This window comes from Allorhizobium sp. DMC15, from assembly GCF_056314065.1.
In genome coordinates this window covers 73694-95967 of the sequence record NZ_JBQUZB010000002.1, presented here as the reverse complement: position 1 = coordinate 95967, position 22274 = coordinate 73694, and the positions used below count along the sequence as shown (strand labels likewise).

At 62.0% G+C, this 22274-nt stretch carries 19 protein-coding genes; all 19 read left to right on the top strand.

Going from position 1 to position 22274, the window contains the following annotated elements; translation table 11 throughout:
* Window positions 1–14 precede the first annotated feature (14 nt).
* The 19 genes from mraZ (at window position 15) to ACT53S_RS08910 (ending at window position 22268) form a co-directional block, all read left to right on the top strand.
* On the top strand, window positions 15–452 hold the full coding sequence (gene mraZ / locus ACT53S_RS09000; RefSeq protein ID WP_476066730.1) for a division/cell wall cluster transcriptional repressor MraZ: 438 nt from the start codon (window positions 15–17) through the stop codon (window positions 450–452).
* A gap of 17 nt (window positions 453–469) precedes the next feature.
* Complete coding sequence (rsmH, locus tag ACT53S_RS08995; protein ID WP_476066729.1) at window positions 470–1495, top strand: 16S rRNA (cytosine(1402)-N(4))-methyltransferase RsmH; 1026 nt, start codon at window positions 470–472, stop codon at window positions 1493–1495.
* Window positions 1496–1497: 2 nt separating this feature from the next.
* Window positions 1498–1893: a cell division protein FtsL gene (gene ftsL, locus ACT53S_RS08990; protein WP_113375484.1), complete on the top strand. Its 396-nt coding sequence runs from the start codon at window positions 1498–1500 to the stop codon at window positions 1891–1893.
* A complete protein-coding gene (locus ACT53S_RS08985) occupies window positions 1893–3638 on the top strand; it encodes a peptidoglycan D,D-transpeptidase FtsI family protein (protein WP_113375485.1) in 1746 nt (581 codons plus the stop codon). The genes ftsL and ACT53S_RS08985 overlap by 1 nt, the downstream gene beginning before the upstream one ends.
* Before the next feature lie 60 nt (window positions 3639–3698).
* Window positions 3699–5153, top strand: coding sequence for a UDP-N-acetylmuramoyl-L-alanyl-D-glutamate--2,6-diaminopimelate ligase (locus ACT53S_RS08980; RefSeq protein WP_476066728.1), 1455 nt, complete (start codon window positions 3699–3701; stop codon window positions 5151–5153).
* Window positions 5150–6583, top strand: a complete 1434-nt coding sequence (locus ACT53S_RS08975; protein WP_476066727.1) for a UDP-N-acetylmuramoylalanyl-D-glutamyl-2,6-diaminopimelate--D-alanyl-D-alanine ligase — start codon at window positions 5150–5152, stop codon at window positions 6581–6583. Before ACT53S_RS08980 ends, ACT53S_RS08975 begins: the two co-directional genes overlap by 4 nt.
* 24 nt (window positions 6584–6607) lie before the next feature.
* Window positions 6608–7708 (top strand): phospho-N-acetylmuramoyl-pentapeptide-transferase, encoded by a 1101-nt coding sequence (gene mraY / locus ACT53S_RS08970; protein ID WP_113375488.1) that lies wholly within the window; start codon window positions 6608–6610, stop codon window positions 7706–7708.
* A gap of 7 nt (window positions 7709–7715) precedes the next feature.
* Complete coding sequence (gene murD, locus ACT53S_RS08965) at window positions 7716–9125, top strand: UDP-N-acetylmuramoyl-L-alanine--D-glutamate ligase (protein ID WP_476066726.1); 1410 nt, start codon at window positions 7716–7718, stop codon at window positions 9123–9125.
* Window position 9126: 1 nt separating this feature from the next.
* Window positions 9127–10281 (top strand): putative lipid II flippase FtsW, encoded by a 1155-nt coding sequence (ftsW, locus tag ACT53S_RS08960; RefSeq protein WP_113375490.1) that lies wholly within the window; start codon window positions 9127–9129, stop codon window positions 10279–10281.
* Window positions 10282–10284: 3 nt separating this feature from the next.
* Window positions 10285–11406, top strand: a complete 1122-nt coding sequence (gene murG / locus ACT53S_RS08955) for an undecaprenyldiphospho-muramoylpentapeptide beta-N-acetylglucosaminyltransferase (protein WP_476066725.1) — start codon at window positions 10285–10287, stop codon at window positions 11404–11406.
* Complete coding sequence (gene murC, locus ACT53S_RS08950) at window positions 11403–12815, top strand: UDP-N-acetylmuramate--L-alanine ligase (RefSeq protein ID WP_476066724.1); 1413 nt, start codon at window positions 11403–11405, stop codon at window positions 12813–12815. Before murG ends, murC begins: the two co-directional genes overlap by 4 nt.
* A complete protein-coding gene (gene murB, locus ACT53S_RS08945) occupies window positions 12816–13790 on the top strand; it encodes a UDP-N-acetylmuramate dehydrogenase (protein WP_113375493.1) in 975 nt (324 codons plus the stop codon).
* Between the two features lie 79 nt (window positions 13791–13869).
* On the top strand, window positions 13870–14724 hold the full coding sequence (locus ACT53S_RS08940) for a GGDEF domain-containing protein (protein ID WP_476066723.1): 855 nt from the start codon (window positions 13870–13872) through the stop codon (window positions 14722–14724).
* A 203-nt stretch (window positions 14725–14927) separates the two neighbouring features.
* The gene (locus ACT53S_RS08935) at window positions 14928–15854 is read left to right on the top strand and encodes a D-alanine--D-alanine ligase (RefSeq protein ID WP_476066722.1); all 927 of its coding nucleotides are present in this window, start codon (window positions 14928–14930) and stop codon (window positions 15852–15854) included.
* Window positions 15842–16774 carry a cell division protein FtsQ/DivIB gene (locus ACT53S_RS08930; RefSeq protein WP_476066721.1) on the top strand — a complete coding sequence of 311 codons (933 nt, stop codon included), beginning with the start codon at window positions 15842–15844 and terminating at the stop codon, window positions 16772–16774. Before ACT53S_RS08935 ends, ACT53S_RS08930 begins: the two co-directional genes overlap by 13 nt.
* Window positions 16771–18102 (top strand): cell division protein FtsA, encoded by a 1332-nt coding sequence (gene ftsA / locus ACT53S_RS08925; protein ID WP_062278992.1) that lies wholly within the window; start codon window positions 16771–16773, stop codon window positions 18100–18102. The genes ACT53S_RS08930 and ftsA overlap by 4 nt, the downstream gene beginning before the upstream one ends.
* 95 nt (window positions 18103–18197) lie before the next feature.
* Entirely contained in the window at window positions 18198–19949 is a 1752-nt protein-coding gene (gene ftsZ, locus ACT53S_RS08920) for a cell division protein FtsZ (protein WP_113375586.1), read from the top strand.
* A gap of 260 nt (window positions 19950–20209) precedes the next feature.
* Window positions 20210–21166, top strand: a complete 957-nt coding sequence (gene lpxC, locus ACT53S_RS08915) for a UDP-3-O-acyl-N-acetylglucosamine deacetylase (protein ID WP_142068211.1) — start codon at window positions 20210–20212, stop codon at window positions 21164–21166.
* Window positions 21167–21401: 235 nt separating this feature from the next.
* Window positions 21402–22268, top strand: coding sequence for an outer membrane protein assembly factor BamD (locus ACT53S_RS08910; protein ID WP_476066720.1), 867 nt, complete (start codon window positions 21402–21404; stop codon window positions 22266–22268).
* Window positions 22269–22274: the final 6 nt, after the last annotated feature.

Below are 22274 nucleotides of genomic sequence, written 5' to 3'. Positions count from 1 at the left end.
GTTGGTCGTCAGTCATGAGCCGCTTCCTGTCCAATGCGACAAACAGGATCGATGCGAAGGGGCGGGTTTCCGTCCCGGCGGCGTTTCGTGCCGTTTTGCTGCAGCGCGACATTCAGGAGCTTTATTGTCTCCAGGATTTCGTCTATCCGGCGATCAATATCGGCGGTCCCGATTTGCTCGAGCGATACGAGCAGAGAATGGCCGCGGAGGATCCCTTCGCATTGGAGGCAAACGAGATGTCGCTGCTGATTCACGGTGGCGGCGTCTTTATGCGACTCGATGCCGAGGGGCGGCTGGCGGTGACGGATTTCATCCGGGATTTCACGGGGATTTCCTCGGAAGTCTGTTTCGTCGGTCGGTCGGATCATTTTCAGGTGTGGCAACCGCAGGCATTTTCGGATGCTCAGGCGAGGGCCAGGGAGGTCGTCAGGCTGCGGGGCCTGAAGACCTAACAAGACGGGGAAGCGGAATGGCGGCGAATCTTGGCGAAGGAAATTCCGATGCCAATGGCGGATCGGTTCGCCACATTCCGGTTCTTCTCGAGGGCGTGCTCAAGGCGCTTGAGCCGGAGGCTGGCAAAGTCATCCTCGACGGGACTTTTGGTGCGGGCGGTTATACGCGCGCCATTCTCGATGCGGGTGCCGACGTCATCGCGCTCGATCGCGATCCCACTGCCATTGCCGGCGGGCAGTCGATGGTTGCCGAGTACAGTGGCCGTCTCACGCTGAATCATACCGAATTCTCGGCGCTGGCCGACTTTGCGCCTGCGGGCGGCCTCGACGGCGTCGTGCTCGATATCGGCGTCTCCTCCATGCAGATCGACGAGGCTGAGCGCGGCTTCTCGTTCCAGCGCAACGGTCCGCTCGATATGCGCATGTCGGCCTCGGGTGTCTCGGCTGCTGACGTCGTCAACCGTGCCAAGGTTTCGGACCTGATCCGTATCTTCGGTTTCCTTGGTGAGGAAAAGCATGCGGGCCGCATTGCGCGTGCCATTGAGAAGCGCCGCCTGAACGAGCCCTTCCAGACGACGCGCGACCTCGCGAACCTCATCGAAACCGTCAATCCGCGCAAGGCTAAGGACAAGATCCATCCGGCCACGCGCGTTTTCCAGGCGTTGCGCATCTTCGTGAATGACGAGCTTGGTGAACTGGCACAGGCGTTGTTTGCCGCCGAGCGGGCGCTGAAGCCGGGTGGGCGGCTGGTTGTTGTCACCTTCCATTCGTTGGAAGATCGGATCGTCAAAAAGTTCTTTTCCGAGCGCGCCGGCAAGGCGTCAGGCTCGCGCCATCTTCCCATGGTCGAAGCGCGTAAGGCGACGTTCGAACCGGTGGGTAAAGGCATGGTGGCGGCGAGCGAAGAAGAGGCCGAGCGCAACCCGCGCGCCCGTTCGGCCAAGCTTCGAGCTGGTACCCGCACCATGGCGCCACCGGAAAAGCCGGATATGGCGATCTTCGATCTGCCCGACCTCGCAACGCTCGAAAAGATCGGGGGCTGAATATGCTGCGTACCTTCGATTTCCTGCTGATCGGTTCCATGGCGGCGGCTGCTGCAGTGACCTACCAGATCAAGCATGACACGGATAACAAGGCGGCCGAAGTGCGTCGCCTCGAGGCTGAAATCAAGCTGGAGAAGGACACGATCGATCTCCTGCGTGCCGACCGCGCTCTGCTTACGCAGCCGAACAGGCTCGATCGCCTCGTGAAGACCTATGCGACCGAATTGCAGCTGCAACCGACGGCACCGACACAGCTCGCGCGTCCGGTCGAACTGCCGATGCCAAAGGATCAGGTGCCGCAAAAGGAGGTTGCCGAAGACAAGAATGCGGCCTCCGATCCGGTCAAGGACCTGATTACGACCGGTTCGGTCAATCCCATTGAATCGGTGAACGACTGATGAGCTTTTTGTCGCGTATCATGCTCCTCAAGAGCCAGGCTCATTTCTCCACGGATGTGCAGCGGGGCGGCGCGGTCGTGGCCGGCCCCCGTATTCAAGGCACGGCAAAGCGCAAGTCGGCGATGGCAAAAAATCGCGTCGGCCTGATGATCGCCGGTTTCTGCGTTGTTTATGCCATTATCGGCGGACGTCTCGTTCAATATGGCCAGGCTCAGCCTGAGACAGTGTCGAGCATCCTGCCAGCCGACCGCCTGATGGCCTCGCGGCCGGACATTCTCGACCGCAACGGCGAGGTCCTTGCGACCGATATCAGAACGGTCTCGCTGTTTGCCGAGCCGCACAAGATCGTCGATCCAGACGAGGCGGTGGAACGCCTGTCGACCGTGCTCACCGATCTCGACATCAAAGGCACCTACAAGAAGCTTTCTTCGAAATCGCGATTCCAGTGGCTTCGCCGCCAGCTCACCCCGAAGCAGCAAAGCCAGATCCTGGCACTCGGCATTCCCGGCATCGGTTTCCGGCCTGAAAAGCGCCGTTTCTATCCCGGTGGTCCCACCGCCTCGCATATCGTCGGTTACGTCAATATCGACAACCGCGGCATGACCGGCATGGAGAAGTATATCGACAACCAGGGTCTGGCTGACCTGCGTGCGCTTGGCATGACCAGCGATACGCCGCTTGAACCGGTCAAACTGTCGATCGATATCCGCGTGCAGAACATCGTGCGTGACGTGCTGGTCGAAGCGATGGCGAAGTTCAAGTCGATCGGTGCTGGCGGCGTCGTACTCGACGCTCACACCGGCGAGGTGATCGCCATGGCGTCGCTTCCCGATTTCGACCCCAACAGTCCGGCTGGCTCCGAAGAGGGCTGGCTCAGCCGCATGGCGAACGGCACCTTCGAAATGGGCTCGACCTTCAAGTCCTTCACGATCGCAATGGGCCTCGATTCGGGCAAGGTGTCGCTGAAGGACAGTTTCGACGCCCGTTATCCGATCCGGATCGGCGGCTTCACGATCAAGGACTTCCACGGCAAGAACCGTATCCTGACCGTGCCGGAAATCTTCCAGTATTCGTCGAATATCGGTACCGCCAAGGTTGCGGATCTCGTCGGCACGGAAGGTCACAAAGAGTTTCTCACCCGGCTCGGCCTGTTGACCAAGATGCAGACGGAGTTGCCGGAAGTGGCGATGCCGTCGCAACCGCGTGAGTGGAAGAAGATCAATTCTATCACCATCTCCTTCGGCCACGGCGTGTCCACCACGCCGCTACAGACGGCGGTTGCCGGGGTGGCGCTGGTCAATGGCGGCAAGCTCATCGAGCCGACCTTCCTGCCGCGCACCCGCGAACAGGCCGATCTCGTCGCCAAGCAGGTGATCAAGCCTACGACCAGCGACGACATGCGCTTCCTGTTCGAATGGAACGGCATCAAGGGCTCCGGCAAGAATGCCCGCGTCGAAGGCTTCGACGTCGGCGGCAAGACCGGGACGGCGGACAAGGTGGTCAATGGCCGCTATGTCGGCGACAAGAACTTCAACGCCTTCCTGGCGGCCTTCCCGATCGACAACCCGCGTTACGTGGTGCTGACATTCATCGATGAGCCGAAGACGGACAAGGGCAATGGTGCGGCGCTGGCCGGCAACAGTGCTGCACCGATGGTCGGCGACATCATTCGCAGAAGCGCCGCAATTCTTGGTGTAGAACCCAAATTCGGTGAAGACGGGTCTGCTTTGCTCGTCTCTTATTGACCAGATTGAAGATGATACGGGGCGATTCGACTGACATTGCCCCGGAAGGATGGACTGCACATGCTGTTGGGCACACTGGCCGGCGACGACTACAAGAACCAGGTATCGGCGGCTGGCGCCGCTGCGATAGAGGTGGCAGGGCTTTCCGCAGACAGCCGGAAGGTCCAGGCGGGCACTGTGTTTTTCGCCCTGTCCGGGACCAAGGCCGATGGCAGCAGCTATGCGGCGGATGCTGTCGCAAAGGGTGCCGTCGCGATCGTTGCATCGCATCCGATTGAGACGTCCGTGCCCGTCGTCGTCGTCGACAACCCACGCCGTTTCCTGGCGCTGGCCGCTGCCCGTCTCGTCGGTCGCCAGCCGAAAACCATGGTTGCCGTGACCGGCACCGCGGGCAAGACTTCCGTTGCCTCGTTCACCCGCCAGATCTGGGCCTTTGCGGGCCATCCTGCGGCGCAGATCGGCACCACGGGCGTCGTATCTCCAAGCCGCAACGACTACGGTTCGCTGACGACGCCTGACCCGCTTGCTCTGCACACGCTGCTGGGTGAACTGGCCGACGAGGGCGTAACGCATGCGGCGATGGAAGCCTCCAGCCACGGTCTCGACCAAAGCCGCCTCGACGGCGTCGTGCTGTCTGCGGCAGGCTTCACCAATCTCGGCCGCGATCATATGGACTACCATCCGACGGTCGAGGACTACATGGCCGCCAAGATGCGGCTCTTCGATACGTTGCTGCCGAAGGGCTCGCCTGCCGTCATCTACGCCGACGATGCCTGGTCCGACGAGGCGATTAGGGTGGCAACGGCTGCTGGCCACGATGTGCGCACGGTTGGCCGTAAAGGGAGCTTCCTCAGCCTGAAGCGCGTCGAACACTTCCGCCACAAGCAGGTGGCCGAAGTGCATCACGGCGATCAGATTTTCGAGGTCCATATCCCGCTTGCGGGCGATTTCCAGATCGCCAATGCGCTGGTCTCGGCGGGCCTCGCCATCTCCACCGGCGTGCCGGTGGCTATCGCCCTGAAGGCGCTGGAGACTTTGGTCGGCGCCTCGGGTCGTCTCGAGCTCGTCGGCCAAACGAAGGCCGGAGCGCTTGCTTATGTCGATTACGCCCACAAGCCGGACGCGCTGGAAAACGTTCTGAATTCTGTGCGGCCGTTTACCACGGGGCGTGTCATCGTCGTGTTCGGCTGTGGCGGCGACCGGGACAAGGGCAAGCGCCCGATCATGGGTGAGATCGCGTCGCGGCTGGCGGATATCACCATCGTCACGGATGACAATCCGCGTTCGGAAGTACCGGCGACCATCCGTTCCGAGATCATGGCGGCAACGCCGAAGGGGATCGAGATCGGCGACCGTGCGCAGGCGATTCGGGCGGCCGTTGCCATGCTGTCTGCCGGCGATACGCTGATCGTGGCCGGCAAGGGACATGAAGAGGGGCAGACGGTCGGAGGAACCACGCTGCCCTTTTCCGACCATGCCGAAGTTCGGCACGCCTTGGAGGAGTTTGATCGTTGACCCTGCTCTGGACCTCACGCGACATGGTGGTTGCCATGGGCGGCCGGCCCTTCGGCCAGCTACCTGACGGCGTCACCGGCATATCGATCGACAGCCGCACCATCACGCCTGGTGAAGCCTTCTTTGCGATCAAGGGCGACCGGGTGGATGGGCACGACTATGCGAGCCTGGCGATCGCCAATGGCGCTTCCCTGTTGGTGGTGAGCGAGGCGAAGCTTCCGGCTCTCGGCCGTCTGACCGTGCCGATGATCGTGGTCGAAGACGTTCTTGCCGGGTTGCAGAAGCTCGGGATCGCCGCGCGCGACCGGACTGCGGCAACCGTGATCGCGGTCACCGGGTCCGTCGGCAAGACCACAACCAAGGAAATGTTGCGCCTGGCGCTTCAGCCCTCGGGCAAGGTGCACGCGGCCGTCGCCTCCTTCAACAATCATTGGGGCGTGCCGCTGACGCTCGCCCGCATGCCGATGGATACGCGTTATGGCGTGTTCGAGATCGGCATGAACCACGCAGGCGAGATCGGTCCTCTGTCGCGGATGGTGCGTCCCGACGTTGCCATCATCACCACGATCGCGCCGGCCCATCTCGGCAATTTTTCGAGCGTCGATGAGATCGCCGATGCCAAGGCCGAAATCTTCGAGGGCGTGGTGAATGGTGGTGATGTGATCCTCAATCGCGACAACCCTTATTTCGACCGGCTCGAGCAGGCAGCTCAGGCTACAGGGATCGAAAACGTGCACAGTTTCGGCCAGCACGCCAAGGCTGAGTTCCGGCTGGCGGAGTTCGACGGTGCGGCGGAAACCTCGACGCTTTGGGTATCCTTCCATGGCGAAACCCGGGAAGTCACTCTCGGTGCGCCGGGTCGGCATCTGGCCGAGAACGCGATGGCCGTCCTGGCTGCCGTTTCGCTCGTGGGCGCCGATCTCGATGCGGCGGTCGAAGCCTTCGCGTATCTGTCGGCCGTCAAGGGCCGGGGTGCTCGGCACAAGCTTTCCGCCGGTGGCGGCGCTCTCACCCTGATCGACGAGAGCTACAATGCCAATCCGGCCTCCATGCGCGCAGCGATCTCGGTGCTCGCTTCAGCACAGCCGCATTATGACGGCCGCCGGATCGCCGTGCTCGGCGACATGCTGGAGATGGGCGAGTTTTCGCCTTCGGTGCATGCGGAACTCGCGGGTCCTCTGCTGGCTGCGGGCATCGAACACGTATGGCTCGCCGGTCCGGAGATGGCGGCACTGCGCGACGCCCTGCCGGAATCGGTCTCGGTCGTCTATTTCGAGACGACGGCAGAAATGGCGAACTTCGTCACGGCGGAAGTGCGTCCGGGCGACGTGGTTATGGTCAAATCCTCTCTCGGCATCGGCTTCGGCAAGATTGTAGCGGCTCTGCTTGACAAGTATCCGGCATTCCCCGACACGGAGCGCCACTCTTAATTCGGGCTTTTGGAAAGGGCTCCCATGCTGATTTGGCTTGTGGAACTGGCGAACCACTTTCAGTTTTTCAATCTGTTCCGGTACATCACCTTCCGGACGGGGGCGGCTCTCTTCACGTCGGCGGCGGTGGTCTTCCTGTTCGGACCGATGATGATTTCCTCGCTCCGCGTCCGCCAGGGCAAGGGCCAGCCGATCCGCGCCGACGGGCCGCAGACGCATTTCAAGAAGGCCGGCACGCCCACGATGGGCGGCTTGATGATCCTCGCCGGTATCGTGGTGTCGTCGCTGCTCTGGGCCGATCTTTCCAACATCTATGTCGTGGCGACGCTGCTGGTGACGCTCGGCTTCGGTGCCATCGGCTTCTATGACGATTATCTCAAGGTGACGAAGCAGACGGACAAGGGCTTTTCGGGCAAGGCGCGTCTCGGGATCGAATTCGTGATTGCCGGTATCGCCGTCTATTTCATGATGAGTTCCGCCCTGCATTCGGCGCCGCAGGGGTCCACCTTCGGCTCATCCGTCGCCTTTCCTTTCATCAAGGACTACCTCCTCGATCTCGGCCTGTTCTTCGTGCTGTTCGGCGGCTTCGTGATCGTGGCGGCCGGCAATGCGGTGAACCTGACCGACGGTCTCGACGGGCTCGCCATCGTGCCGGTGATGATCGCTGCAGCCTGCTTCGGCGTGATCGCCTATCTCGCCGGTAATGCCGTTTTTGCGAATTATCTGCAGATCCATTTCGTGCCTGGTACGGGTGAGCTTGCCGTGCTGCTCGGTGCCGTCATCGGTGCGGGCCTTGGCTTCCTCTGGTTCAACGCGCCGCCGGCGGCGATCTTCATGGGCGACACCGGCTCGCTGGCACTGGGCGGCCTGATTGGTTCGGTGGCGGTGGCCACCAAGCACGAGATCGTCATGGCGATCATCGGCGGTCTCTTTGTCATGGAGACGCTGTCGGTCATCATTCAGGTCGGCTATTTCAAGCTCACCGGCAAGCGCGTCTTCCTAATGGCGCCGATCCATCACCATTTCGAAAAGCTCGGCTGGACGGAAAGCCAGGTGGTGATCCGCTTCTGGATCATTGCGGTCGGCCTCGGTATGCTCGGCCTCTCGACGCTGAAGCTGCGGTGAGGGCGTCATGATCGCGGCGAGCAGTTTCAGGGGCAAGCGGGTTGCGCTTTTCGGGCTCGGAGGCTCCGGGCTCGCCACGGCGAAATCCCTGCAGGCTGGTGGTGCCGAGGTTTTCGCCTGGGACGACAATCCCGACAGCGTCGCCCGGGCCGCGGCCGAGGGGATTGCGACGGTCGACCTGCACGGCATCGACTGGTCGACGATTGCTTCCTTCATCCTGTCTCCCGGTGTACCGCTCACCCATCCGAAGCCGCACTGGACGGTTGCTCTGGCAAAGTCCGCAGGCGTCGAGATCATCGGCGACGTTGAAATCTTTGTGCGCGAGCGGCGTCTGCATGCGCCCGACTGCCCGTTCATTGCGATCACCGGTACGAACGGCAAATCGACGACAACGGCACTGATCGCCCATATCCTGCAGGCGAGCGGGCGCGATACGCAGCTCGGCGGCAATATCGGTCGTGCGGTGCTAACGCTCGATCCACCGAAGGCGGAGCGCTACTTCGTTGTGGAGTGCTCGTCCTATCAGATCGATCTTGCTCCGACGCTCAACCCGACGGCCGGCATCCTGCTCAACCTGACGCCCGATCATCTCGACCGTCACGGCACGATGCAGCATTATGCCGACGTCAAGGAAAGGCTGGTGGCTGGGGCGGGGACCGCGATCGTTGGCATCGACGACAGCTACTGCGAACTGATCGGCGACCGCATCGAGCGGTCCGGCCACAAGGTCATCCGGATTTCGAAACGCCAGCCATTGGCGGATGGTCTCTTTGCCGAGGGATCCCGGATCCTGCACGCACAGCAGGGCGCGGTGTCGCTGTTGGTCGATCTCGATGGCATCCAGACGCTGCGCGGCAGTCACAATGCGCAGAATGCAGCCGCTGCCATTGCCGCGTGCCTTGCGGTCGGCGTTTCCGTCGATGAGATCCGGGCAGGGCTCAAGAGTTTCCCCGGCCTCAAGCACCGCATGCAGCCCGTCGCCCGCCGCAATCAGGTTGTCTTCGTCAACGACAGCAAGGCGACCAATGCGGAGGCGGCAGCACCTGCCTTGTCCAGCTACGAGCGGATCTACTGGATCGCGGGCGGACTGCCGAAAGAGGGCGGGATCGCAAGCCTCGCTCCACTCTTCCCGCGTATCGTCAAGGCTTATCTGATCGGCGAAGCCGCTTCGGCCTTCGCCGCAACACTGGGAGAACAGGTGGCTTTCGAGATCTCCGACACGCTGGATCGTGCGGTTGCCCATGCGGCGGCCGATGCGGCGCGTGACGCTGAGCCGTCTGCCGTCATGCTGTCGCCGGCCTGTGCGAGTTTCGACCAATTCAAGAATTTTGAGGTTCGTGGCGACAGCTTCGTCCGTCTGGTCTCGCAACTCGACGGCATCAGCATGCTGATCGACGTGCCGCAAGGAGGCAAATGACATGGTGAGCCGCGTGGAGAGAGGTCCGCTGGCGGACTGGTTCTGGACGATCGATCGGCTGTTCCTGATCATCTTCGTGCTCTTGATGGGCATTGGCCTGATGCTCTCCTTTGCCGCTTCACCTGCTGTTGCGGAACGGCTTGGTCTCGACAGCTTCCATTTCGTCAAGCGACACGCCTTCTTCATGCTGCCGGCGTTGACCGTGATGATCGGGCTTTCCTTCCTTTCGCCGCGCCAGGTTCGACGCACCGCGATGGTCCTGCTCGCCACGTCGATGATCATGATGGTTCTCGTGCTTTTCGTCGGGGTCGAGGTGAAGGGTGGGCGGCGCTGGCTGTCTCTGCTCGGCATGTCCATCCAGCCGTCGGAATTCATGAAGCCGGCCTTTGTCGTCATCTGCGCGTGGCTCTTTGCCGAACATGCGCGCCAGCCGGAGATTCCCGGCAACCTCTTTGCCATCCTGCTCTTCGGCATGGCGGCAGCCCTTTTGATCGCCCAGCCCGACCTCGGCCAAACCATCCTGATCGGCAGCGTCTGGAGCGCGATGTTCTTCATGGCGGGCATGCCATGGCTGTGGATCGTCGTGCTCGGCGCACTTGGCGCCACCGGGTTCGTTGGGGCCTATCTGACCCTGCCGCACGTCGCGGGGCGCGTCGACCGCTTCCTGACCGGGGAGGGTGACACCTTCCAGGTGGATACGGCGCGCGAGGCCATCATTCGCGGCGACTGGTTCGGTCAGGGACCGGGCGAGGGGATCGTCAAGCGCATCATCCCCGACAGCCATACGGACTTCATCTTCTCCGTTGCGGCGGAGGAGTTTGGCATCGTGTTTTGCATGGTGCTTGTCGCTATCTTCGCCTTCCTGGTCCTGCGCGGCTTGAGCCATGCCTATCGCGAGCGCAACGACTTTAACCGCCTGGCGGTCGCCGGTCTGGTGCTGCTGCTCGGCATCCAGTCGATGATCAATATCGGCGTCAATCTGGAACTTCTCCCGGCCAAGGGCATGACGCTGCCACTGATTTCGTATGGCGGTTCGTCGATGACGGCGATCTGCGTCACCGCTGGCTTCATTCTTGCGTTGACGCGACGCCGGCCGGAAAAACGGGCGCAGGAGCGCAGCCTGTTCCGGTCTGTGGCCGGCGTCCCGGCGGAGTAACCCATGTCCAAAGGTATCGTCCTTCTCGCCGCCGGTGGTACCGGCGGCCATCTCTTTCCGGCCGAGGCGCTCGGTCACGAGCTGAAGCGTCGTGGCTATGGTGTGCATCTTGTGACCGACAAGCGGGCCGAACGATTCGCCGGCAGTTTCCCGGCCGATGAAATCCATACGGTGGCTTCGGCTACGATCGGATCACGCAATCCTGTCGCCATGGCCAAGTCGCTCCTTACGCTTTGGCGCGGTTATCGCCAGGCCAAGGCGCTTGTCGGCCGGCTGAAGCCGAAGGCTGTCATCGGGTTCGGAGGGTATCCGACCGTGCCGCCGCTGTTTGCGGCCGCCGGCCTCGGCGTGCCGACCGCCGTGCATGAGCAGAATGCTGTCATGGGCCGGGCGAACCGCCTGCTGGCTTCACGTGTCGATGCGATTGCCGGCGGGTTTCTGGCGCCGGGCGGTGCGTACCAGTCCAAGATGCGGCTCACGGGCAATCCGGTGCGTCCGGCTGTCATCGCTGCCGCTGGCGTTCCCTATGTGCCCTCAGGTGAGGGGCAGTCGTTCCGGCTGGTCGTGTTCGGCGGCAGCCAGGGCGCGCAATTCTTTTCCGACGCGATTGCGCCGGCGGTGGCGATGCTTCCAACGGAACTGAAGGCACGGCTGGTCGTGACGCAGCAGGCGCGGCCCGAGGATGCGCAGAAGGTCAAGGATGCCTATGGCAGCCTCGGCGTGCCGGCCGACGTCGCCCCCTTCTTCACGGATATGGCGGAGCGGCTGGCGGCGGCGCATCTGGTGATCTGCCGGTCCGGAGCCTCAACCGTTTCCGAACTCGCGGTGATCGGTCGTCCCAGTATTCTCGTTCCCTACCCCTATGCGCTCGATCACGATCAGGCAGCTAACGCGGCAGCACTGGCGGCCAAGGGTGGCGCGCAAGTGATTGCCCAGGCGGAGCTTTCGCTGGAACGTATCGCCGGGCTGTTGCAGCAGGCGATGGAAAACCCCGAATCGCTCGCCTTGACGGCGGCTGCGGCCAAAAGCACGGGCAAGCCTGATGCGGCCGGCTTGCTCGCAGACCTCGTAGAGGCTATTGCCGCCGGCAAGGGCATTGCCCAGCGGAACGGAGCCACACTATGAAAATGCCGAAAACCATTGGTCTGGTCCATTTCATCGGGATCGGCGGGATCGGGATGAGCGGGATCGCCGAGGTCCTGCATAATCTGGGACACAGGGTTCAGGGGTCCGACCAGTCGGAAAGCGCCAATGTCCAGCGGTTGCGGGCCAAGGGCATTGAAGTTTTCGTCGGCCACACGGCGGAAAATCTTGGCGAGGCCGAAGTGGTCGTGGTTTCGACGGCGATCAAGAAGAGCAATCCGGAACTGATTGCGGCGCGGGAAAAGCTGCTGCCGATCGTGCGGCGTGCCGAGATGCTGGCCGAGCTGATGCGCTTCCGCAATGCGATTGCCGTGGGCGGGACGCATGGCAAGACGACGACGACCTCGATGGTGGCGGCCCTTCTCGACGCCGGCGCGCTCGATCCGACCGTCATCAACGGCGGCATCATCAATGCCTATGGCACCAATGCGCGCATGGGCGAGGGCGAGTGGATGGTGGTCGAGGCAGACGAATCGGACGGCACCTTCCTGAAGCTGCCGGCGGATGTCGCAATCGTCACCAATATCGACCCCGAGCACCTCGATCACTACGGCACCTTCGACAATGCACGCGCGGCCTTCCGGCAGTTCGTCGAGAACGTTCCATTCTACGGCTTCGGCGTGATGTGTCTCGACCATCCTGAGGTGCAGGCGCTGGTCGGTCGGATCGAAGACCGCAAGGTCATCACCTATGGAGAAAATCCGCAGGCCGACGTGCGTTTCTCCAATGTCCGGCTGGACGGCACGCGTTCGATCTTCGATGTCGAGATCCGTCGTCGTCGTACGGGGCGCGTGTTCAATTTCAAGGATCTGGTGCTGCCAATGCCCGGCCGGCACAATATTTCGAACGCTTGTGCGGCGATCGCCGTCGCCAACCGACTGGACATTTCGGAAGAAGCGATCCGAAAAGGTCTCGCCGGTTTTGGCGGCGTCAAGCGTCGCTTCACCCTGACCGGAACGTCCAACGGCGTTCAAGTCTTCGATGACTATGGACATCACCCAGTCGAGATCAAGGCGGTGCTGAAGGCTGCGCGGGAATCCTGCAAGGGCCGGATCATCGCCGTGCACCAGCCGCACCGCTATTCTCGTCTGGCGAGCCTGTTCGACGATTTCGCCAACTGCTTCAACGATGCCGACACCATCTTCCTGTCGCCGGTCTACGCAGCGGGTGAAGATCCGATCGAGGGTGTCGATTCGGAAGCGCTGGTGTCGCGGATCAAATCGAGCGGTCATCGGGATGCGCGCTATCTGGCCGCGCCCGATCAACTCGCTTCTCTCGTCGCGGGCATTGCACAACCGGGTGATTTCGTGGTCCTCTTGGGGGCCGGCAACATCACCCAATGGGCGGCTGCCCTGCCGGCGGAACTTGATGCAATTGCGGGAAAGTCTTGAATGAAACAGGTGGATGGGGAAAAGCTGCTGGCGTCGCTCGGCCCGGGCGTGAATGAACTGAAGGGACGGCTGACGCCGGATGCTCCTATGGACCGCGTGACGTGGTTCCAAGCGGGCGGGCTCGCCGAACTGATGTTCCAGCCTCATGATACGGAAGACCTCGTCACGTTCCTCAAGCTGTTGCCGGATGATGTGCCGCTGACGGTCATCGGCGTCGGCTCGAACCTGCTGGTGCGTGACGGCGGCATTCCGGGGGTCGTCGTACGCCTCTCCGCCAAGGGCTTCGGGCAGGTGGAGCTCGTCGGTGAAAACCGCATCCGCGCGGGCGCGATCTGCCCTGACAAGCACATCGCCGCCATGGCGATGGACAACAGCATCGGCGGCTTCCACTTCTACTATGGCATTCCGGGGTCGATCGGCGGCGCGGTGCGCATGAATGCCGGTGCCAATGGCGGCGATACCGCCGGACGTCTGGTCGAAGTCGAGGCGGTGGACCGCAAGGGCAATGTTCACGTACTGTCGAATGCTGACATGGGCTACAGCTATCGCCATTCGGGCGTGGCGAGCGATCTGATCTTCACGCACGCCGTCTTCGAGGGGTATCCGGAGGACAAGGCGAAGATCCGCGCCGACATGGATGCTGTCCGCCACCACCGCGAAACGGTACAGCCGGTCAAGGAAAAGACCGGTGGTTCCACCTTCAAGAACCCGGAAGGGCATTCCGCCTGGGAACTGATCGACGAGGCCGGTTGCCGGGGCCTGATGATCGGGGGCGCGCAGATGTCGTCGCTGCATTGCAATTTCATGATCAATGTCGGTCATGCGACCGGTTACGATCTGGAATATCTGGGCGAAACGGTACGCCAGCGGGTGTTCGAGAATTCCGGCGTAAAGCTGGAGTGGGAGATCAAGCGTCTGGGCATCTTCATGCCCGGCCGTGAGGTCAAGCCTTTCATGGGTTCTGTTCCGGCATAAACCGGCCCAACACGGCAATTCCGTCTGAGTGAAATCTTAACTCGCGGCCGTTAGTCTCTGCCCGCAAATGGGGGCAATGATGGCCGCGACAGTCCGTGCTTGGATCATACGACAGCTGACGCTGGGCGAGTTCTCGTCACGCCGTGCGGTTCTGTCCAAGGCCGTGGCGATGGCCGCGAAGATTGCTGTCTTCGCCTATATCTTGAACATTCTGTCCCATTTCCTGCTCGTTGCCTTCGACCTCCTGCCTTACGATCTCGCACCAGCGCTGGTGATCGCCACGGTTCTGACGCCGCCGGTTTCCTTTGTGGTCGCCGTTATCGCCTACAGCGTCGTTGGTCTCGCGATTTATGAGCTTGGCCTGTCGCATCAGCGTTTCGAAATGCTCAGCCGGACCGATATGCTGTCCGGGTTGATGAACCGTCGCGCCTTTCTTGAAGAATTCGAGCGGGTGAGGGGAACGGCGAGCCTGGCGCTGTTCGATATCGATCGCTTCAAGGCGATCAACGACAGCCTGGGGCACAAGACAGGGGACGATGTCATCGGCAAGATCGCGCAGGTACTGACGGCCATTGCGCCGCCTGTGGTGCAGGTTTCGCGTATCGGAGGCGAGGAGTTCGCCGCACTGCTGCCGGGAATGTCCGCAGCCGACTCTCTCGATGTTGCTGAGGCCATGCGGAGCGGGGTTGAGGCCGCGGTGTTCGTCGGGCCCGCGGGGCCATTTGCGGTCACGGTTTCTGCCGGTGTCGCAGAAGGGGTGGCGGAGCTCGGCTTTAGTGAGATCTTCTCCAATGCCGATCGGGCGCTCTATCTCGCCAAAGCTGCTGGGCGGAATCGAATCGTGCTGGCCGATGGTCTGCTGACGGCGGGACGGGGCAAAGATCCCGGTGCTTCCTGCCCTTCCGACGTCCTGGATGTACGTCGCTCGGCTTGACCCCGAAATCCGGAATAGGCTGAATTTTCCGGTGGTTACTCCTGGAATTCCAAGCGTTTTCTTGGTTTGGCGGTTTCGCTCTCCTGACCGAAGTTAACGAAAGTAAACACTTCATTAACCTTAATGTTGTTCAACTGGCGTCCAGGAGATCGACGCGGTGACGGTTGCTGTGTCTCGGTCGGACGAATTTTGCGAGGCGTTTTATGAGTGGCAAGCATGTCGCGGTTTTGATGGGCGGGATTTCATCGGAGCGGCCAGTGAGCTTGTCGTCCGGAACCGCCTGCGCGGCGGCACTCGAAGAGCAGGGCTATCGGGTTACCCGTGTGGATGTCGGCCGTGACATCGGCCGCGTTCTTGATGCCCTGCGCCCCGACGTGGCATTCAATGCGTTGCACGGTCCCTACGGTGAAGACGGCACGATCCAGGGTGTGCTTGAGTATCTTGAAATTCCCTATACCCATTCCGGCGTTCTCGCTTCTGCTCTCGCCATGGACAAGAGGCAGGCGAAGATCGTTGCGGCTCAGGCCGGCATTCCGGTTGCTGAAGCCATGGTGCTCAATCGTTTCGATATCGGCACTGTGCATCCGATGGCCCCGCCTTATGTCGTCAAGCCGGTTCGGGAAGGGTCGAGCTTCGGCGTGGTCATCGTGCGGGAGGATATGGCGCATCCGCCGCAGATCCTGACTTCCAGCGAATGGCGGTATGGCGATATCGTCATGGTCGAGCGTTATGTGGCGGGTCGCGAGTTGACCTGCGGTATCATGGATGGCAAGCCGCTCGGGGTCACCGAGATCGTGCCGCTCGGCCACAGCTTCTACGACTACGACTCCAAGTATGCCGCCGGTGGCTCTCAGCACGTCCTTCCTGCGCAAATTTCACCGAAAATTTACCAAAAAATACAATCATTGGCGCTTGAGGCGCATCGGGCGATCGGGTGCCGCGGAGTGAGTCGCTCAGACTTCCGCTACGACGATCGTCTCTCCGAGGATGGTGATTTGATCTGGCTTGAGTTGAACAATCAGCCTGGCATGACCCCCACCTCGTTGTTGCCCGAAATGGCTGCCCATGCGGGTTATGGCTTTGGTGAATTTGTAAGTTGGATGGTGGAGGACGCATCGTGTTCTCGATGAGTGGCAACAAGGCGGGTGAGGCTGCGGGCGGATTTTCCGCCATGCCTGCTGGCGCGGGTGAGGGGGTGGTTTTGCCGCGCCCTCTGCGTCGCATGGTGCGGTCCGTCGCCAGCCTCTGCTCCGGGCGCATTCCTCTGCCGCGCCATCTTGGCAAGGTGTCGCTCGCCGGTTTCTACGGTGTGGTCGCGCTGCATGGCGTCATCGTCGGAGGCCATGGGCCGGTTGTGGTGGAAACTGTGACGGCGGCGGCTGGTTTTGCCATTGAGGACGTTCGTGTCTCTGGCAATCAGCACACGTCTGAAATCGACATCCTGCAGCTTCTTGGCCTTGATGGTGCGTCCAGCCTGCTGGAACTCGACATCGCCTCCGCGCGCAAGGCGCTTTCCGAGCTTCCGTGGATCGAATCGGTCGAAGTCCGCAAGGTCTATCCCGGTACCGTCGAGGTCATGCTCAAGGAGCGCCAGGCTTATGCGATCTGGCAGCATGGGTCCGACCTGTCGCTGATCGAGCGTTCTGGCAGCGTGATTGCGCCGCTGCGCGATAACAAGTTTGCTTCGCTTCCTCTGTTTGTCGGCCGGGACGCCGAGACCGCCGCGGCTGCTGTTGAAGAAGAATTCTCCAAGTGGCCGGCCATTGCATCCCGGGTGAAGGCGTTCGTTCGTGTCGCCGGTCGCCGTTGGGACGTGCATCTGGACAATGGTATCATCGTCAAGCTGCCGGAAGATCATATCGCCGAGGCGCTCGCCTTGCTTACTCGCTTCGATCAGGAGCAGCAGGTTTTGTCTCGCGATATCGCTGCCATCGATATGCGTCTTCCCGATCGGGTCACGGTTCGCCTGACGCCGGAGGCGCAGGAGCGCCGCCAGGTTGCCGTTGAGGCGCGCACCAAGGAGCTCAAGAAGCTGGAGCAGAAGATATGAGTATCTTTGGTGGCTCCTCTTTCGGTCTGCCCCGCACGAAGCCTTTGTCCTCGAAGCGTGCGCATGTCGTCTCGGTTCTCGACATCGGCACCACCAAGGTGGTTTGCATGATCGCACGGCTGACGCCGCGTCGCGAGACGTCGGTTCTGCCGGGCCGCACCCATAACGTCGAGGTGATCGGTCTCGGCCATCAGCGCTCCTACGGCATCAAGTCCGGCGTGATCGCGGACCTCGATGCGGTCGAGAACGTCGTTCGTCTCGCCGTTGATGCGGCCGAGCGTATGGCCGGTCTCACCGTCGAGAGCCTGATCGTCAATGTTTCCGCCGGCCGCATCGGTTCTGACGTCTATACCGCGACGATCGACCTCGGTGGTCAGGAAGTCGAATCGGGTGACCTTCGCAAGGTGCTGATCGCTGCCGGCCAGAAGTCGCAGGGCAATGACCGCGCTGTCCTGCATTCGCTGCCGACAGGCTTTTCGCTTGACGGCGAACGGGGAATCCGTGATCCACTGGGAATGTATGGCGACGTCCTCGGCGTCGACATGCATGTGGTCACGGCCGAACGTGCAGCGCTCCGCAATCTGGAACTCTGCATCAATCGCGCTCACCTGACAGTCGAGGGCGTGGTCGCCACGCCTTATGCCAGCGGCCTTGCTGCCCTGGTCGACGACGAGGTCGAACTCGGTTGCGCGGCGATCGACATGGGCGGTGGCATGACCACCATCTCTGTCTTCGCCGAAGGCAAGTTGATCCATACGGACGCCATCGGGATCGGCGGTCACCATGTGACGACCGATCTGGCGCGCGGGCTTTCGACCCGTATCGAGGATGCAGAACGCCTGAAGGTCGTTCACGGTTCGGCTGTCGCCAACGGCGCCGACGATCGCGAAGTCGTGTCCGTCCCGCCGATCGGCGAGGACGACCGCGATCAGCCGACCCAGGTTCCGCGGGCTTTGCTCACCCGGATCATCAGCGCGCGGATTGAGGAAACCCTCGAACTGCTGCGCGACCGGATCCAGAAGTCCGGCTTTTCGCCGGTGGTCGGAAAGCGGGTGGTCCTGACGGGTGGCGCGTGCCAGCTGACCGGGATGCCAGAGGCGGCGCGCCGCATTCTCGCCCGGAACGTGCGTATCGGTCGTCCGATGGGCGTGTCGGGCTTGCCTGCGGCGGCAAAGGGACCGGCCTTCTCGACCGCGGTCGGCCTGACGATCTATCCGCAGATGGCGGACCAGGAAACACATGCCGGGCAGGGCGGGTTGTTCTCGCCCTTCGGCAACGGAAGCAGTCGGATCGCCCGCATGGGGCAGTGGCTGAAAGAGAGTTTTTGAGTTTACCCACCGACCGCAAGGTTCGGCCAAGGGAAATCTGTTGAAATGACATGGCCGGCTTGGCGATGCGGCCGGAAAAAGAAGGAACGGGTACCATGACCATCAAGTTGCAGAAGCCAGACATCACTGAGCTGAAGCCGCGCATCACCGTGTTCGGTGTCGGTGGCGGTGGCGGCAATGCCGTCAACAACATGATCACCGCTGGATTGCAGGGCGTTGATTTCGTCGTCGCCAACACGGATGCCCAGGCGCTGACCATGACCAAGGCCGAGCGCATCATCCAGCTCGGCGTCAACGTCACCGAGGGTCTCGGCGCCGGTTCCCAGCCGGAAGTCGGCCGCGCGGCCGCTGAAGAATGCATCGACGAGATCATCGACCACCTCAACGGTACCCATATGTGCTTCGTCACCGCCGGCATGGGCGGTGGGACCGGTACCGGTGCCGCCCCGGTCGTCGCCCAGGCTGCCCGCAACAAGGGAATCCTGACCGTCGGCGTCGTCACCAAGCCGTTCCACTTCGAAGGCCAGCGCCGCATGCGCCTCGCCGAATCGGGCATCGAGGAGCTGCAGAAGTCGGTCGACACGCTGATCGTCATCCCGAACCAGAACCTGTTCCGCATCGCCAACGATCGCACGACCTTTGCCGACGCTTTCGCGATGGCTGACCAGGTTCTGTATTCGGGCGTTGCCTGCATCACCGACCTGATGGTCAAGGAAGGCCTCATCAACCTCGATTTCGCCGACGTCCGTTCCGTCATGCGCGAAATGGGCCGTGCGATGATGGGCACCGGCGAAGCATCCGGCGAAGGCCGTGCGATGCAGGCTGCCGAAGCCGCAATCGCCAACCCGCTGCTCGACGAAACTTCGATGAAGGGCGCCCAGGGCCTGCTGATCTCGATCACCGGTGGTCGTGACCTCACCCTGTTCGAAGTCGACGAAGCTGCGACCCGTATCCGCGAAGAAGTCGACCCGGATGCCAACATCATCCTCGGTGCGACCTTCGACGAAGCGCTCGAAGGTATCATCCGCGTCTCGGTCGTTGCGACCGGCATCGATCGCGCGGCACTCGCTTCCAAGGGCTTCGAAGCCGCACCGCTGTCCAAGCCCGTTATGCGTCCTTCCGCGGCCGTTGCTCCGGCACCGGCCGCATATCAGCCTGCAATGACGCAGGCCCCCAAGCCGACCATGGATCCGGTCGCAGACACCATCCGTTCCGCTGAAGCCGCCATGGAACGCGAACTCGAAATCGCCGTCGCACGCCAGCAGGCCATGAGCCAGCAGCCGCAGCCCGCTGCCCAGCCGGAATTCCGCCCGGCCAGCAAGCTGTTCGCGACCCCGGCCCCGGAAGCCGCTCCGGCTCCGCAGATGGTACAGCCTGTCGCTCCGGCACCAGTCATGAGCCAGCCTGCTCCGGTGATGCAGCAACCCGCACCGGTGATGCAGGCTCCGGTCGCACCGGCTCCGGTCATGGCAGAGCCGCGCATGGCTGCAGAACCGGTCCGCATGCCAAAGGTGGAAGACTTCCCGCCGGTTCTGCGTGCCGAGATCGATCACCGGACGCATCCGGCGGCACCGGCTGCCCAGGAAGACCGCGGTCCGATGGGTCTGCTCAAGCGAATCACCAATTCGCTTGGTCGCCAGCAGGACGAAGAGCCTGTCATGGGTGACATGACCGGTTCCGCTCCTGCCGCTTCCTCGCAGCAGCGCCGTCCGTTGTCCGCCGAAGCAAGCCTCTACGCTCCGCGTCGCGGCCAGTTGGACGACCTCGGTCGCGCAACACCGGCTCGCGCCACCAGCGAAGACGACCAGCTGGAAATCCCGGCCTTCCTGCGCCGCCAGACCAACTGATTGCCCTTTCAGGAACCGCATGCGAACCCGGGCCACAAGCCCGGGTTCTTGCGTTTTCAGGTCTTTTGTTCTTCGCGAATTTATAATCGATTTCAGCGGCTTGGCTTCGTTACAGAGCGAAAGAAACAGTGATTTGGTAAAGACGCCGGAGGCTCGTATGTATGAAATCGAAACAGGGCCTCGCGAGAGGATCTTGTCACGTAACTTCGGCGCACGAGGAGCTTGCCGGCTCCAGCGCCTCGCAGATCAGGACGACCGGAATGCCCATAGCCTTGCTCGGATTTCAGACCACGATCGCAGCGCCGCTTTCGCTGACGGGGATCGGGGTTCATTCGGGCCGCGATGTGACAATCACCCTTCTTCCGGCCGAAGCGGGCAGCGGCATCACCTTCGTTCGGCAGCATGAGGACGGCACGACCAGCGAATACCGCGCGGTTTCCGCCCATGTCGGCAACACCGACCTCTGCACCGTTCTCGGTACCAATCCTGCCCGTTCCATCGCCACCATCGAACACGTCATGGCCGCGCTTTACGCGCTCGGCCTCGATAACCTCGTGATCGAGGTCGATGGCGCCGAAATGCCGATCATGGACGGAAGCTCCGAGGTGTTCATCGATGCCATCGAACAGGTGGGCATCACTAATCTCGGCGTCAAGCGCCGCTATATCCGCGTGACGAAACCGGTTCGAATCGAGGCGGGTGCCTCCTGGGCGGAGTTCCGTCCCTATGACGGTACGCGTTTTGAGGTCGAAATCGACTTCGACAGCAAGCTGATCGGTCGCCAGACCTGGGCCGGCGATCTCAATGCCGAAACCTTCAAGACGCAGTTGTCGCGCGCCCGCACCTTCGGCTTCATGCGCGACGTGGAGCGCCTGTGGGCAGCCGGTTTCGCGCTCGGTTCGTCGCTGGAAAACTCGGTCGTCATCTCGGACGACGACACCGTCATCAATGTCGAGGGGCTGCGCTACGAGAAGGACGAATTTGTCCGGCACAAGACGCTCGATGCGGTGGGCGATCTGGCGCTTGCCGGTGCCCAGTTCATCGGCTGCTACCGCTCCTATCGCGGTGGTCACAAGCTCAACGCCAATGCCCTCAAGGCTCTCTTGAGCGATCCGACGGCCTACGAAGTCGTTGAGGCTCCCAGCCGCAACCTCAAGGTTCGCGCCCGGGAGTTCGTCCCCGTCCAGGTACCGGAATTCGCCCCCTGGACAGCTTGATCTCCACGTCGATGCCGTATCCAACCGATCCACGCCGGCTTTCGTGCAAAGCCGGCGTTGTCGTTTTCGGCGTCGGAAGACGGGCCAAGTCTGGCGCCATTGCCACTTTCTCCAGCAGGCGCCACAAAAATGCGTTAAATCGTCATCACTGCGTTGCCCTCAGGCCGCTTTTGCGGCTAGAAACGCCATCTGAAAGCGACGGCTCACGGGCGGCGCTGCAATCGGGATCTTTCGAATGAGTCATGTAGGGTCGGTCGTTGTGAAGAAAGCCGCGCGTGTTGCAGGTCTGTGCGTCCTCATGTCTGTGGCAGGGGTTCTCGCCAGCTGCCAGTCCGACCCTGACATCGACATCACCAAGCTCGCGGCTGAAACCGATCCGCCGGAAGTGCTCTACAATCAGGGGCTCGCCAACATCAAGGCCGGCAACATGAGCGAAGCGGCGCGCAAGTTCGACGCGGTGGACGCGCAGCATCCGTTCTCCGAATGGTCGCGCAAGTCGCTGGTGATGAGCACCTTCACCAAATACCGGCTGGGCCGTTATGCCGACGCGATCGCGACCGGCAACCGCTACATGAACCTCTATCCGAAGTCCGAAGATGCGGCTTATGCGCAGTATCTCGTCGGTCTGTCCTACTGGAAGCAGATCTCCAGCGTTACGCAGGACCAGAGGAATTCGGTGAAGACGATCGAGGCGATGCAGCGTGTCGTCAACGAATTCCCCGATTCCGAGTATGTCGACGACGCTCAGGCCAAGATCCGATTCGCCCGCGACCAGCTCGCCGGCAAGGAGATGCAGGTCGGTCGTTACTACCTGGAGCGCAAGGAATATCTCGCATCCATCCAGCGCTTCCGTGTTGTCGTCGAGCGTTATCCGAACACCAACCAGATCGAAGAGGCGCTGGCGCGTCTGGTCGAGGCCTATTATGCCATGGGTGTCGTCCAGGAAGCCCAGACGGCGGCGGCCGTGCTCGGACACAACTATCCTGACAGCCAGTGGTATGCTGATTCGTACAAGCTGCTGCAGAAGGGCGGGCTTGAGCCGCGTGAAAATGCCGGTTCCTGGATCGCACGTGCCGGCAAGCAGCTGCTGACCGGCTCCTGAGGCCCA

What these genes read in the sequence shown, in the direction of transcription:
- murC (WP_476066724.1), top strand. Translation starts at nt 11,403, where the DNA reads ATGAAAATGCCGAAAACCATTGGTCTGGTCCATTTCATCGGGATCGGC.
- ftsA (WP_062278992.1), top strand. Translation starts at nt 16,771, where the DNA reads ATGAGTATCTTTGGTGGCTCCTCTTTCGGTCTGCCCCGCACGAAGCCT.
- ftsZ (WP_113375586.1), top strand. Translation starts at nt 18,198, where the DNA reads ATGACCATCAAGTTGCAGAAGCCAGACATCACTGAGCTGAAGCCGCGC.
- ACT53S_RS08985 (WP_113375485.1), top strand. Translation starts at nt 1,893, where the DNA reads ATGAGCTTTTTGTCGCGTATCATGCTCCTCAAGAGCCAGGCTCATTTC.
- mraZ (WP_476066730.1), top strand. Translation starts at nt 15, where the DNA reads ATGAGCCGCTTCCTGTCCAATGCGACAAACAGGATCGATGCGAAGGGG.
- murB (WP_113375493.1), top strand. Translation starts at nt 12,816, where the DNA reads ATGAAACAGGTGGATGGGGAAAAGCTGCTGGCGTCGCTCGGCCCGGGC.
- rsmH (WP_476066729.1), top strand. Translation starts at nt 470, where the DNA reads ATGGCGGCGAATCTTGGCGAAGGAAATTCCGATGCCAATGGCGGATCG.
- murD (WP_476066726.1), top strand. Translation starts at nt 7,716, where the DNA reads ATGATCGCGGCGAGCAGTTTCAGGGGCAAGCGGGTTGCGCTTTTCGGG.
- ftsL (WP_113375484.1), top strand. Translation starts at nt 1,498, where the DNA reads ATGCTGCGTACCTTCGATTTCCTGCTGATCGGTTCCATGGCGGCGGCT.
- ACT53S_RS08980 (WP_476066728.1), top strand. Translation starts at nt 3,699, where the DNA reads ATGCTGTTGGGCACACTGGCCGGCGACGACTACAAGAACCAGGTATCG.
- lpxC (WP_142068211.1), top strand. Translation starts at nt 20,210, where the DNA reads ATGCCCATAGCCTTGCTCGGATTTCAGACCACGATCGCAGCGCCGCTT.
- ACT53S_RS08935 (WP_476066722.1), top strand. Translation starts at nt 14,928, where the DNA reads ATGAGTGGCAAGCATGTCGCGGTTTTGATGGGCGGGATTTCATCGGAG.
- ftsW (WP_113375490.1), top strand. Translation starts at nt 9,127, where the DNA reads ATGGTGAGCCGCGTGGAGAGAGGTCCGCTGGCGGACTGGTTCTGGACG.
- murG (WP_476066725.1), top strand. Translation starts at nt 10,285, where the DNA reads ATGTCCAAAGGTATCGTCCTTCTCGCCGCCGGTGGTACCGGCGGCCAT.
- mraY (WP_113375488.1), top strand. Translation starts at nt 6,608, where the DNA reads ATGCTGATTTGGCTTGTGGAACTGGCGAACCACTTTCAGTTTTTCAAT.
- ACT53S_RS08910 (WP_476066720.1), top strand. Translation starts at nt 21,402, where the DNA reads ATGAGTCATGTAGGGTCGGTCGTTGTGAAGAAAGCCGCGCGTGTTGCA.
- ACT53S_RS08940 (WP_476066723.1), top strand. Translation starts at nt 13,870, where the DNA reads ATGGCCGCGACAGTCCGTGCTTGGATCATACGACAGCTGACGCTGGGC.